The organism is Sphingopyxis sp. RIFCSPHIGHO2_12_FULL_65_19 (assembly GCF_001830555.1).
Classification (GTDB): domain Bacteria; phylum Pseudomonadota; class Alphaproteobacteria; order Sphingomonadales; family Sphingomonadaceae; genus Sphingopyxis.
In genome coordinates this window covers 23,439-36,825 of the sequence record NZ_MIAM01000014.1, presented here as the reverse complement: position 1 = coordinate 36,825, position 13,387 = coordinate 23,439, and the positions used below count along the sequence as shown (strand labels likewise).

The 13,387-nt window shown below is 66.3% G+C and carries 13 protein-coding genes; all 13 read left to right on the top strand.

Translation table 11 applies throughout. The features are described 5' to 3' along the window. Positions 1–35: 35 nt before the first annotated feature. A complete protein-coding gene (locus tag A3E77_RS02920) occupies positions 36–1,541 on the top strand; it encodes a UxaA family hydrolase (RefSeq protein WP_293643405.1) in 1,506 nt (501 codons plus the stop codon). Positions 1,542–1,798: 257 nt separating this feature from the next. Then, positions 1,799–2,386 carry a TerD family protein gene (locus tag A3E77_RS02915; RefSeq protein WP_293643404.1) on the top strand — a complete coding sequence of 196 codons (588 nt, stop codon included), beginning with the start codon at positions 1,799–1,801 and terminating at the stop codon, positions 2,384–2,386. 63 nt (positions 2,387–2,449) lie between these two features. Further along, a complete protein-coding gene (locus A3E77_RS02910; protein ID WP_293643403.1) occupies positions 2,450–3,628 on the top strand; it encodes a TerD family protein in 1,179 nt (392 codons plus the stop codon). Positions 3,629–3,696: 68 nt separating this feature from the next. After that, on the top strand, positions 3,697–4,752 hold the full coding sequence (locus A3E77_RS02905; RefSeq protein WP_293643402.1) for a DUF475 domain-containing protein: 1,056 nt from the start codon (positions 3,697–3,699) through the stop codon (positions 4,750–4,752). A 68-nt stretch (positions 4,753–4,820) separates the two neighbouring features. Continuing rightward, complete coding sequence (locus tag A3E77_RS02900) at positions 4,821–5,396, top strand: TerD family protein (protein WP_293643401.1); 576 nt, start codon at positions 4,821–4,823, stop codon at positions 5,394–5,396. 69 nt (positions 5,397–5,465) lie between these two features. Further along, positions 5,466–6,047, top strand: a complete 582-nt coding sequence (locus A3E77_RS02895; protein ID WP_293643400.1) for a TerD family protein — start codon at positions 5,466–5,468, stop codon at positions 6,045–6,047. Positions 6,048–6,077: 30 nt separating this feature from the next. Then, positions 6,078–7,118 carry an ATP-grasp domain-containing protein gene (locus A3E77_RS02890; protein ID WP_293643399.1) on the top strand — a complete coding sequence of 347 codons (1,041 nt, stop codon included), beginning with the start codon at positions 6,078–6,080 and terminating at the stop codon, positions 7,116–7,118. A 30-nt stretch (positions 7,119–7,148) separates the two neighbouring features. After that, positions 7,149–8,288: a S1C family serine protease gene (locus A3E77_RS02885; RefSeq protein ID WP_293643398.1), complete on the top strand. Its 1,140-nt coding sequence runs from the start codon at positions 7,149–7,151 to the stop codon at positions 8,286–8,288. Positions 8,289–8,363: 75 nt separating this feature from the next. Beyond that, positions 8,364–9,530, top strand: a complete 1,167-nt coding sequence (locus tag A3E77_RS02880; protein ID WP_293643397.1) for a phosphoribosyltransferase domain-containing protein — start codon at positions 8,364–8,366, stop codon at positions 9,528–9,530. Further along, positions 9,527–10,267: an HAD family hydrolase gene (locus tag A3E77_RS02875; protein ID WP_293643396.1), complete on the top strand. Its 741-nt coding sequence runs from the start codon at positions 9,527–9,529 to the stop codon at positions 10,265–10,267. Before A3E77_RS02880 ends, A3E77_RS02875 begins: the two co-directional genes overlap by 4 nt. Then, a complete protein-coding gene (locus tag A3E77_RS02870; protein ID WP_293643395.1) occupies positions 10,267–11,394 on the top strand; it encodes a cysteine protease StiP domain-containing protein in 1,128 nt (375 codons plus the stop codon). Before A3E77_RS02875 ends, A3E77_RS02870 begins: the two co-directional genes overlap by 1 nt. After that, positions 11,391–12,293, top strand: a complete 903-nt coding sequence (locus A3E77_RS02865; RefSeq protein WP_293643394.1) for an HpcH/HpaI aldolase/citrate lyase family protein — start codon at positions 11,391–11,393, stop codon at positions 12,291–12,293. The genes A3E77_RS02870 and A3E77_RS02865 overlap by 4 nt, the downstream gene beginning before the upstream one ends. Before the next feature lie 16 nt (positions 12,294–12,309). After that, a complete protein-coding gene (locus A3E77_RS02860; protein WP_293643393.1) occupies positions 12,310–13,359 on the top strand; it encodes a toxic anion resistance protein in 1,050 nt (349 codons plus the stop codon). Positions 13,360–13,387 lie beyond the last annotated feature (28 nt).

Sequence of the window (13,387 nt, the reverse complement as noted above, 5' to 3'; positions counted from 1 at the left end):
TTGTGCCAACGCTGGCAATAACGTAATCCCGCGATATGGACGATGCCGCGAACCCGGTCGGGCCACGGGCCCTGCGCGTTGCCGACGCCGATGATGTGGCGGTCGCGCTGGCGCCCTTGTCGGCGGGCGAGACGGTGATGGTGGGGCAGGACGCCGTGCGCCTCGTCGATGCGATCGGTTCGGGACACAAGTTCGCGCTGCACCCGATCGCGGCGGGCGGGCGCGTCCACCGATACCAAGCACCCATCGGCATTGCGACGCGCGCGATCGCGCGCGGCGAACATGTCCACAGCCACAATCTGAAGACCGCGCTGGGCGGCGAGCGCGAATATCGCTTCGTCGCGCCTGCCGCGGTGCGCGAGCGTTGCAAGGACGCGCCGACCTTCCAGGGTTATGTCCGCGCCGACGGCCGCGTCGCGACGCGCAACGAATTGTGGATTCTGCCGACCGTCGGCTGTGTCGGGCGGCTCGGCGAGCGGCTGGCGCGGGCGGGCGAGCGGATCGGTGCGGGGCGCATCGACGGCGTTCATGCGTTCAACCATCCCTTCGGTTGCTCGCAGCTCGGCGCGGATCTCGACGGAACCGCCGCGATCCTGGCTTCGCTGGCGCAAAATCCCAATGCCGGCGGGGTGCTGATCCTTGGCCTCGGGTGCGAATCGAACCAGCTCGACGCGCTGATCGACCGCATCCCCGCCGCCGCGCGGGGGCGGCTGCGCACGCTGCACGCGCAAGGGGAGGTCGACGAATTTGCCGCCGGGATCGCGCTGATCGAAGAGCTGATCGCGACGATGGCGGCCGACGCGCGCCGCGCGGTGCCGCTTTCGGCGCTGCGGCTCGGCGTCAAATGCGGCGGGTCGGATGCGATGAGCGGGCTGACCGCCAATCCGCTGATCGGGCGGATGGCCGATGCGGTGACCGGCGCCGGGGGCGGCGCGGTGCTGACCGAAATTCCGGAAATTTTCGGGGCCGAAGGTCTTCTCCTCGAACGCGCGGAAAGCGAGGCGGTGTTCACGCGCCTTGCCGCAATGATCAACGGCTTCAAACGCTATTTCCTCGACCATGGCGAGCCGGTGTCGGAAAATCCGAGCCCCGGCAACGTCGCGGGGGGCATCACGACGCTGGAGGAAAAGTCGCTGGGCGCGGTGCAGAAGGGCGGGCTTGCGACCGTGGCGGACGTGATTTCCTATGGCGAACGCGCCGAACGCACCGGGCTTACCATCCTCGAGGCGCCGGGCAATGACGCGGTATCGACCACCGCGCTCGCGGCCGCCGGGGTCACGCTCACATTGTTCTCGACCGGGCGGGGCACCCCGCTCGGCAGCCCCGTTCCGACGATGAAGATCGCCTCCAACGCCGCGCTCGCCGCGCACAAACCGGGTTGGATCGATTTCGACGCCGGGCGGGTGCTGGACGAAGGGATGGATGCCGCGGCGGCCGCGCTGTTGGCGCGCATCCTGGCGGTGGCGAGCGGCGAGCTGGCGCGCAACGAGGTCAATGACGAACGCGCGATCGGTATCTGGAAACGCGGCGTCACTCTTTAGGGGCCTGACCCTGCGGGCCTTGCGCAGGCGCTCGCCGCGAATTTCGTGCCGGGACTTCCCTAAAGGATTGCGCTGCGTTGCTATTCGTGCGGTGCGCCGTTTCCGGACCGGGCATATATTATATTAAGAATTTGAATTGCAGATTTATTTCATTCATTTTTTCTTATGAAGCCCGACCGCAAAGATATGGACAGGCCATCGGCCAATTTATATCAGTTACGACATATTTGTTGATTGTCGTAAGGAGGGTGAAGCGCGTGGCTATTTCGCTGAACAAAAATTCGAGCGTCAGCCTGGCAAAAGAGGCCGGGGCAGGCGGGTTGACGCGGATCGCCCTGGGCGTGGGCTGGGACATGGTCAAGCCGACCGGATTCTTCGCGAAACTGTCGGGCGGCACCGCCGACATCGACCTTGACGCATCCTGCCTTGTTTTCGATGCGGCGGGCAATGTCGTCGACACGGTGTGGTTCCAGAAACTGACCAGCGACGATGGTTCGGTCCGCCACAGCGGCGACAATCTGACCGGCGAAGGCGACGGCGATGACGAGACGATCTCGGTCGACCTGACGCGGCTGCCCGCATCGGTGGAAACGCTCGTGCTGACGGTGACCAGCTTTCGCGGCCAGACCTTTGACAAGGTCGCCAATGCGTTCGGCCGCGTGATCGACCTGTCGACCAACCGCGAACTTGCGCGTTATGACATCAGTGAAAGCGGCTCCTACACCGGACTGATCCTCGCCTCGCTGAAACGCAGCGGCGGGGAATGGGTTTACAAGGCGATCGGCGAGCGTGCCGCGGGCGTCCACGTCCAGCAACTGGTCGACCAGTCGCGGCGCCTGATCTGATCCTTCCGAACAATCGGCGTCGCTTTGCAGCGGGTGTGCCGCGAAGCCAGTGGGAAATGATGCATGCAATTGCAAAAAGGTGAAAAGCGCGGCCTGTCCGATCTCGGGATCGGCGGGCGCTGCGACGTGGCGGTGTCCTTCGGGATGGCGGGGGTCGATATCGCTGCCTTCGGGCTCGATGCCGCGCGCAAGATCGGCGATGATCGCTATGTCGTGCTGTTCTCCAACGCCCGCTCGCCCGAAGGCGCGATCAGCCTGGCGTCCGCGTCGGACAAGGCGGTGTTCACGCTCGATCTCGACGCGTTGCCCGCGACGGTCGACCGCATCGTCTTTACCGCGACGCACGACAGCCGCCCGATCGCCGAGGCGCGGCCGTTGCTGGTGTCGATCGACCAGGGCAAGGCCGAGTTCAACGTCGCCGAGCATCTGACCGACGAAAAGGCGGTGATGATGATCGAGCTTTACCGGCACAGCTCGGGCTGGAAGTGCGGCACCATTGCCGCGGGCTTTGCGGGCGGGCTGGCGAGCCTGATCGCCCATTTCGGCGGCGAGGTGGCGGATGCGCCTGCACCGGCTCCGACGCCCGCACCGGCGCCCGCACCTGCACCTGCACCTGCACCAGCGCCTTCGGCGCCGGTCAGCCTCAAGAAAATCACCCTCGAAAAATCGAGCCCGAGCGTCAGCCTCAAGAAAACAGGGGCGACGTTCGGCGAGATTGTGCTGAACCTCAACTGGAGCCAGGCCGACCAGAAGCGCGGCTTCTTTGGTGGCGGCGCGAAAAACATCGACCTCGATCTCGGCGTCCTGTTTGAACTCCAGGACGGGTACAAGGGTGTGATCCAGGCCCTTGGCCGCTCGTTCGGCGACTATGAACGCGAACCCTTCATCCAATTGTCGGGCGACGACCGGACGGGCGCCGTGTCGGCGGGCGAAACGATCCGCGTCAACGGGCGCTATTTCGACCAGATCAAACGCATCGCGGTCTTCGCGCTCATCTATGACGGGGTTCCGAACTGGACCAAGACCGACGGCGTGGTGCGGATGACAGTGCCCGGCCAGCCGGAGATCGAGGTCCGGCTTGACGAAGGGCGCGACAATTGCCGCCTTTGCGGTATAGCGCTTCTCGAAAACGAAGGTGGCAGCCTGCGGATGCAGCGGCACATGCGTTATTACCGTGACCAGAAGGAATATGCCGACGACGTCGGTATCATCCTGCGCTGGGCAGCGGGATCGAAAGATTGACGACGACAACGCCGCGCCGGGCGGCAAGACGAAAAGCGCCGCACAGGGCGGCAAGGGGACATAGGTAGATGTTGAAACATTTCGGCGGCTCACTGCTTTTTTCGGTGGTGGCGCTCGCATTGGGCGGCTGGTACGGCTGGGAACTCACCGGCACGGTCGACGGCGTGCTGGGGATCCTGTGGATCTGCATCGTGCTGTCGGTGCTGGAGGTGTCGCTGTCGTTCGACAACGCCGCGGTCAACGCATCGGTGCTCAAGGACATGGACCCGGTGTGGCAGCAACGCTTCCTCACCTGGGGTATCGCGATCGCGGTGTTCGGGATGCGTATCGTGTTCCCGCTGGTAATCGTGATGGTCGCCGCGGGTCTTGGCCCGATCGAGGCGTTCAAGCTCGCGCTGAATGAACCCACCGAATATCAGCGTATCGTCAGCGACGCGCATATCGGGCTGATGGGCTTTGGCGGCGCCTTCCTGGGCATGGTCGGCCTCAAATATTTCTTCGATTCCGACAAGGAGGTCGACTGGATCGCCGCGATCGAACGGCCGCTTGCGAAGGTCGCCGATATCGACGCGGTGGCGATCGGGCTGGTGTTGCTCGCCACCTGGGGAACCTCGACGATGCTGTCCGATGCCGACGCGCTGACCTTCATCATCGCGGCGATCGGCGGCCTGTTGACCTTCATCGTCGTCGAGATCGTCAACCATATTCTGGAACCCCCGACGCCGTCGACCGGCGACGTGGCAAAGGCCGGTTTCGGTGCATTCCTCTATCTCGAAGTGCTCGACGCCAGCTTTTCGTTCGACGGCGTCATCGGCGCCTTCGCGCTGACCAACAATTTGATCATCATCGCCATCGGCCTCGGCATCGGCGCGATGTTCGTGCGTTCGATGACGATCTTTCTGGTGCGCAAGGGCACGATGTCCGAATATCGCTACCTCGAACATGGCGCCTTCTATGCCATCCTCGCACTCGCGGTGATCATGTACATCAACACCTTCCAGCATATTCCGGAAGTGATCACCGGCCTGATCGGTGCCGTGCTGATCGGCATCGCCTTCTGGTCGTCGGTCCGCTGGAACCGGGCCAATTCGGCTGGCGAGGGCGAAGCCTCGGCTGCGGCCTGAAACAACCCCCATGTGACGGTGGCCCGGTGATCCGGGCCACTCGATCGGAATCAGAAAGGACAAATTCGATGGCAATCTCTCTCTCCAAGGGCGGCAACGTCAGCCTGTCGAAGGAATCGCCCGGTCTCGACGAAGTCATCGTCGGCCTTGGCTGGGACGTCCGCGCGACCGACGGGCAGGATTTCGACCTCGATGCATCGGCCTTCCTGTTGAAGGGCGACGGCAAGGTGCGTTCGGACGGCGATTTCTGTTTCTACAACAACAAGGATGTCGGCGGCGCCGTGATCCATCAGGGCGACAACCGCACGGGTGAAGGCGACGGCGACGACGAGCAGATCAAGATCATCCTGTCGAAGACCCCGGCCGAAGTCGAAAAGGTCGCGGTGGCGGTGACGATCCACGACGGCGAATCGCGCGGGCAGAGCTTCGGCCAGGTGTCGAACGCCTTCATCCGCATCGTCGATGCCAAGACGGGGACCGAAATCGTCCGCTACGACCTGTCGGAAGATGCATCGGTCGAAACCGCGATGATCCTGGGCGAAGTCTATCGCAACGCCGGCGAATGGAAATTCCGCGCGGTGGGACAGGGTTTCAAGGGCGGGCTCGGCCCGCTCGCGAGCAACTTTGGCGTCAACGTCGGTTGATGGATGCCCATGGCTACCGGCTGCGTGATCGCCGACGGTAGCCGCATTTTTTTCGGAAAGGGAACGGACATGGCGGTGTCATTGAGCAAGGGCGGCAATGTTTCGCTCAGCAAGGAGGCGCCGGGCCTGTCGTCGGTCACGGTCGGGCTGGGCTGGGACGTGCGGCAGACCGATGGCGCGGCGTTCGACCTCGACGCGTCGGCGTTCGTCGTCGGCAGCAATGACAAGGTGCTGAGCGACGCCCATTTCATTTTCTATAACAACAAGGCGTCGCCCGACGGCTCGGTCGTTTATGGCGGCGACAATCGCACCGGCGATGGCGCCGGTGACGACGAGACGATCAAGATCGACTTCGGCCGACTGGGCGCCGATGTGAAAAAGGTCGTCGTCGCGGTCACGATCCATGAAGGGCAGGAACGCCGCCAGAATTTCGGATCGGTTTCCAACGCCTATGCGCGCGTCTTAAACGATGCCGACGGCAAGGAACTGGCACGTTTCGACCTGTCCGAAGACGGCAGCACCAACACCTCGCTGATCTTCGTCGAACTCTATCGCGGGCCGCAGGGCGACATCAAGGTCAAGGCGATCGGCGAAGGCTGGGCGAGCGGGCTTTCGGGCCTTGCCGGCAGCCTGGGCGTCAACCTCGGTTGATGGCGCGCCGGGTGCCATGACCCTTTGGCGATGACGCAGCCGGTGCGGATCTGGTTCAATCGCGGATTTTCGCTCGCCCCGATCGCGGCGCTGATGCGAGCCGCCGACGCGTCGCTCGACGTCTATGTCAGCGTTTCGCCGATGAGCGCCCATTATCCGGGACCGACCGCGACCTGGATTGATGGCGGCGCGGACGGCGCGGACGGCGCGGCCGACGATCCCGCCGCCTATCTGGATTGGGTGCGGGACATTATCGATCGCCACGCGGTCGATATCTTCGTGCCCACCCGGCGGCGCAAGCTGATCGCGGCGACCGACCTTCCCTGCCGCGTCCACCTGCCCGCGGCGGTTCCGACGCTTGAACTGCTCGATGACAAATATGCGTTTGCGGCGGCGCTCGCGGGGGAGGATTATCACCTCCCGACCCATCTGGTGCGGGGCAGCGACGACCTTGCGGCGTTGCTCGCCGATTGGCCGGACATGGCGGACGGCGACGACGCCGCGCCGTGCGTCAAGCCGCGACAGGGGGTCAATGGCCTTGGCTTCTGGCGCCTGGCGGACGTGTCGCCGATGGCGCATCTCCAGGATTCGGAACGGCGCCGGATTCGTCCCGACCATTATCTGGCGGCACTGCGCGACCAGGAACAGCGCGGGCCGATCGACGAGATCGTCGCAATGGCCTATCTTCCCGGTCCCGAAATCTCTTTCGACATTCTCGCCGACGCGGGACAATTGTTGAAATATGCCGCGCGCACCAAGCTGGGCACCGCGCGTCAGCATATCGTCACCCGCCACCCGCTGGAGCCTGTCGTCGCCGCGATCGTCGACCGCTTCACGCTCCACGGTCTGGTCAATGCGCAGTTCCGCCGCGCCGTCGACGGCACGTGGAAACTGCTCGAAATCAACGCGCGCCCGGCCGGCGGCGTCGTGTATGCCGATCAGGTTGGCTGCGGCCTTGTCGCCGACTGGGCCGGGCTGCTCACCGGGCGGCTGTCGGCCGCGACGATCGACCGGCCCGCGATCGATACCGAAGTGGCGTTTTCGACCGTCGTCCGCCCCGTGGCAGCATGACGATGGTGGCGGCATGACGATGGTGGGGGGATGGCGATGAAGAATGCGCAGCCGGGCGAACGACTTGCCGTCGCCACCGACGCCGCCTGCACGATCCGCATCGGCGGCCGCGATGCCGACCGGATCACCGTCGTCGCCGTCTCACGCGAGGGGGCGTTCCAGCCGCTCGAACGTGGCGGCGCGCCGGGCGAATGGCGCCTCTCGACAATGGCCGACCTGGGCGACCAGGCGGAAATCCTGCTCTATATCGCCGACGACCGGACCGGCGGCTTCGTCAACGACAGCTATCCCGTCACCGTCGATTTCGGCGGCACCAGCTATGACTTTCCCAAGCCGTTCGACCAGCTGGCGGCGGTGATCATCGCCGAAGCCTATATGCGCGACGGCGGACGGCGGGTGAAGGTCGCCAACGAAGGCTATACGTTCGGGATCGAGGCTTTTGCGCGGGCGCGGAACTTTTCGGTCGATGCCATTCCGGGTCGCCAGCGCCGCGATGGAAATCGCGAACGATGGGAAGGCGGCGAGCGCGGCGAGCGCCGGACCGCGCCGCCGGGCACCCCGCTCGGTTCGGGCAGCGGCGTTCTCGTCGCGCCGGGCATCGTCGTCACCAACGCCCATGTCATCGAAGGCGGCAGCGATTTCAAGCTGGGCCGCGGCAAACAGGCGCTGACCATGCTCGCGGTCGATCCGCTGCACGACCTCGCGATCCTTCAGGGCGATGTTCAGGGCACGCCGCTGCCCCTGCGCAACAGCGCGGCGATCTGGCTGGGCGAGGCGGTGCTGGCGGCGGGTTACCCGTTGATGGACCTGCTCGGTGCCGATCTGAAGGTTTCGACGGGCAATGTGTCGGGGCTGAAGGGTTGGGAAGGCGATGTCGCCCGGTTCCAGTTCACCGCGCCGATCGGGTCGGGATCGTCGGGCGGCGCAATCCTCGACGAATATGGCAATCTCGTCGGCATCACCTCTTCGTCGCTGGCGCATGGCAACCTGCGCGATCGCGGCGCGATCAGCGAAAATGTCAATTTCGGCATCAAGGTCAGCCTGGTCCACGAAATGCTGGCGGCGTCGGGGGTCGAAGGGACGGCGGTGCCGCTATCGACCGACAACAACCGGCGCAGCCTGGTCGGCCGACTGCGCGATTCGGTTGTCAGCATAATTGTCAGCGCGTAAAAAGCGCGCCTGATCCCCCGACGTTCGCGCGCCCGTATCGATTCCCCGATTGCGGTTCGTCGCCCTCCCTAGGACATGAGTTACCCTATGCAATTTACGCGTGCGGCGCCGGCAATGACGGTAGACCTGTCGACCGGCACGCTGGACCTGTTTGTCGATGGCGACGCGGATCTCGAGGCCTTTTGCGATGTGGCGGCGCGCGCCAATCCGCGCCGCGGCTTCCTGATCGTGTCGCGCGTCCTCGGCCGCCACCTGCCCGCGCGTCCCGGCGCCATGCGCGCGGCAATGGACGGGCTTGCTGCCCGCGTGGGAAGCGACCTGCCGGGTCCGGTCGTCTTCCTTGGCATGGCCGAAACCGCGACCGCGCTGGGGCAGGGCTGTTTCGCCGCATGGCAGGCGCGGCATCCGGGCGCCGATGCCGTCTATCTGCAATCCTCGCGGCAGCGCGTGGCGGGGGCAGAGGTCGCCGCCCGGTTCGAGGAAGGGCACAGCCACGCGACGTCGCACCTTGTCCAGATCGCCGATCCGGCGATCCGCGCGCGAGTGGCGGAGGCCCGCGCGCTGGTGATCGTCGATGACGAATGTTCGACCGGCGCGACCTTCGTCGCGGCGGCGACCGCGCTGCTGGGCGCGATGCCGCGGCTCGAACGGATCGAAACCTGTTGCATCACCGACTGGAGCGACGGCAGCTATCTGGATGCGATGCCGCGCCCTGCCGCGGCGCGGGCGATCGTCAGCGGGCGGATGCGCTGGTCGGCGGCGACCGCGGCGCCGCCCGCCGAACTGGCGGCGGGCAGCAACGCACCGGGCGCCGCGCCCGATGCCGGCATGAAAAGCCGCACCGGCCTGCTGCATCCCGAACGCGCCCGGCGCGCGGCGGTCGCTGCCGCTCCCGGCGAGCGCGTGCTGGTGCTGGGCGAAGGCGAACATAGTTATGAAGCGTTGCTGGTCGCCGAGGAGATCGAGCGCCAGGGGGGCATCGCCGCGGTGCAGTGCATCACCCGCAGCCCCGCGCTGATCGGCGGCGCCATGGCGAGCAAATCGACGTTTCGCGACAGCTATGACAGCGGCGCGCCCTGTTTCCTTTACAATATGCTGGCCCACGCGCCGGACCGGGTGGTGATCGTCACCGAACGGCCTGCCGACCAGCGGGCGGAGGCGGCGGCCGCGCTGGCGGACCTCGGGTCGTCGGTGCCCGTCGATGTCGTCGCGTGCCTTTATGCCGGGGGGGAGGGCGAATGACCCCCGTCATCCTGACCGACCTCGACGACACGCTGTTCCAGACGTTGCCCAAATGCCCGCCGGGGATGGACGGACTGCGACAGATGAGCAGCCTGCTCGACGGCAGCCCCAGCGGATTTGCGACGCCGATGCAGCAGCATTTCCTGCGCTGGCTCGAAACGGGGACGGTGATCCCGGTAACCGCGCGCGGGCGCGATGTCCTTGCGCGGGTCGATATCGGGCAGGCGCCGGCGATCTGCTCGAACGGCGGCTGTATCCTTGGCGACGACGGCGCGCTCGACCGCGAATGGCACGATCGCCTGGAAACCGAAGCCCGCCGCGGGGCGCCGGTCGAGGCCGTCTATCATGCGCTTACCGACGCGCTCTGCACCGATCGTTTTCGCCACTGGGCGGTCGAGGAAAATGGCCTGACGCTTTATATCGTCGTCAAGAGCAACGCGCATGACGCGGGCGAACTGGCCGTGCTCGAACAGGAACTGGCGCCGCAGGTGCCGACCGGCTGGCGCTGTCACCGCAATGGCAACAATCTGGCCTATCTGCCGCCCTGGCTCAGCAAGCGGCACGCCGCGCGCTACCTGATCGACCATATCCGCACCGCCCGCCCCGACCAGCCGATCATCGGCATCGGCGACAGCGTGTCCGACGTCGGCTTCATGGACCTGTGCGATTTCGCGGCGGTCCCGACAGGCACCCAGCTCTGGTCGCATATCGCGCTTGGCAACGGCTGGATCGACTGATGGCGACGCCCGGCCATGCTGGCGACGGTTACCGCGACGCCGAGGGGAACTGGACCTTTTCGGGCTCCTACGATCCCGGCGATGTCATCTTCCTGCTCAACCCGGCGCGGATCGAGCCGACCGCAATCGCCGAAAAGGAACGGCTGATCCAGTCGGGCGCGCGCCATTATTCGGAGATGCTGTCGGCCGAATCGGTGCCCGATGCGCGCTACCTGCGCCTGTATGACCAGGCGCTCGCGGCGAATGCGGCACGGGTCCGGCACGATGTCGAACGGCTTGCGCGCGCGATCGGCGATCGCTCGCAGACCGCGACCAGCTGCGTCCTGATCTCGCTCGCGCGTGCCGGGACGCCGATCGGCATCCTGCTGGCGCGCGCGCTGCGCCGACGGGGGGTCGAGGCCTGGCATTATTCGGTCAGCATCCTGCGCGGCCGCGGCATCGACGACAATGCGCTGGCCTATATCGCGCGGCGACACGGCACGGCGAACGCCGTGTTCGTCGACGGGTGGACCGGCAAGGGCGCAATCCGCGGCGAACTCGACCGCGCGCTCGCATCGGGGACAAGCGGCTTCGCCCCGTTCCTGGCCGTGGTCGCCGACCCCGCGGGGCGCGCCGACCTGGCCGCGACCTTCGACGATTATGTCATCCCCGGCGGCCTGCTCAACGGCATCGTTTCGGGGCTGGTCAGCCGGTCGGTGCGAAATGACGCCCTCGTCGGCCCCGACGATTTCCACGCCTGCCTTGTCCTGTCCGACCACGCCGCAAGCGACCGCAGCCGCGCCTATATCGACGCGATCGAGGGCGCGGGCGCGTGGCAGCCGGAAACGGCGCCATGGTCCGCTGCGGCCGCGACCGAAGTCCGCGCGGCGGCGGAGGGGGCGATCGCGGCGATTGCGGCCGAATGCGGGGTTCGCGATCTCAACCGCATCAAACCGGGAATTGCAGAGGCTACGCGCGCCATCTTGCGCCGCGTTCCCGACCGCATCTATGTCCAGCGACGCGGCGATGCCGACGTCGCGCATATCGTCCTGTTGGCCGATGCCGCGGGGGTTCCCGTCATCGAAAGAAACTTGCGGAGCTATCGCGCCGTGACCATTATCAAGGATCTGGGAGGAGACCAGCAATGAACGCTGTCGAGCTGGGTGCCACCCTGTATGTGCCGGCAACAAACCCCGCCGCACGCACCATGGCCTATGGGGCGATCGACGACCTGCGGTCGATGGTCGTGTGCCTGGAGGATTCGGTTCGCGATGACCAGGTCGATGCCGCGCTCGACGATCTTGCGGCACTGCTCCGCGCGCTCGTCGCCAAATCGCCGACGCTGTCGGTCTATGTGCGGCCGCGCGATTTCCGGATGCTGACGCAATTGTTGAAGATGAAGGGCATCGACCGCATCGACGGCTTTGTGCTGCCCAAGGTGACGACCCAGTCGCTGCCCGTTTGGCTGACCGCGCTGATGCACGAGGATCATCGCATCATGCCGACGATCGAGGGCGAGGACGCGTTCGACCGGCTCGCGCTCGCCCGGCTCTGCGACCAGCTCAAACCCTATGCCGAACGCGTGTCGGCGGTGCGGATCGGCGGGAACGACATCCTCGGGCTGCTCGGCATCCGCCGTTCGCGATACCGGACCGCCTATGACGGCCCGCTGGGCAGTGTCATTCGCGACATTGCGGGCACCTTTATCCCGCACGGATTCTCGGTCGCGGCCCCGGTCTTTGAACATTTCGCCGCGCCCGACGTGCTGCGCCGCGAGGTCGAACAGGACATCGAGCATGGCCTGCTGACCAAGACCGCGATTCACCCCGACCAGATCGCGATCATCCATTCGGTCTATCGCCCCGACGTCCAGGAAATGGCCGAGGCGCGCGCGATCCTGAACCACGAGGCGCCAGCCGTGTTCGGCCGCAACGGCAGCATGTGCGAACCCGCGACGCACGCCCCCTGGGCGGGGATGGTCGTCAAGCGCGCGCAGACGCACGGCGTGGCGGGCCCCGACCAGCACACCGGCGTCAAGGTCGCATGATCGCAGGGCCGCGGCGATGAACGGACTGCAACTCGAACCCCCGGGACCGGGCGGACCGGCGCAGGATCCGGCGGGCGAGTTTGCGCTTGGCGAGGCGACCGCGGCGCGGATCAAGGCGGTCGCGCGCGAATATGCGGGCGGCTTCGTCGCGATCGAGGCGCAAAGCCCCGAATTCGACCGCATGGCGGCGCGGATTGCCCTGATCGGCGCCGAGGAGGTGCGGGCGCTGTCCGACCAGGCGCGGCTGGCGATGGCGCGTAGCGGCCGACGCGAAGGCGCGGTCGCCGCGGTCCATGCCCAGCTCGCGCGGCTGCGCGCCGTGCTCGAACGGCTCAACCCCGGCATCGGCGACGAATTGCTGAAACCGCGCAAATTTCTGGGATTGTTCCCGCGCGGCGACGCGCTCGCCAGCTATTTCGACCGTTATCGCGACAGCGAGGGCGAAATCGAAGCGGCGCTGGCAACGATGGCGACCAGCCGCGATACGCTGCTTCAGGACAATATCGCCGTGACCGCCTACCGCCGGACGGTCCGCCCGATGCTGTCCAGCCTGGCCGAAGCGATCGGCCTGTGCGCCAGCCTCGACGAACGGTTTGAACGGCTCGCGGGACAGCTTGACGCACGCGACCCCGCAAAGGCGCAGCGCCTGCGCCAGGTCGCGCTGTTCGAGGCGCGCCAGCGCCACGGCGACCTCCTGACCCAAATGGCGGTGTCGCAGCAAAGCTATGCGATGCTCGGCATCGTCCACGCCAACAACCTGGAACTGGTCAAGGGCATCGACCGCGCCTCCGCAACCACGGTGGCCGCGCTCCAGACCGCCATCGTCGCGGCGCAGACGCTCGCCAACCAGCAGATCGTGCTCGACCGTATCGGCGGTGTCACAGCCGCCGCGACGGCGCTGGGCAATCGCGCGAGCGGCGCGTCGGCGGCGGGCAATGCCCGCATCGCGCTCGACAGCGCAGAGGCGTCGCAGCAGGTCGCGGCGTTGCGGTCGGCCATTGCCGAGGTTTCCGCCTCGGTCGACGCGCTGGGCAGCCAGCAGCAGTCGGCGTTGGGGTCGCTTTAATTCTCGCTGTTCTTGGAAAGCTTGCGGC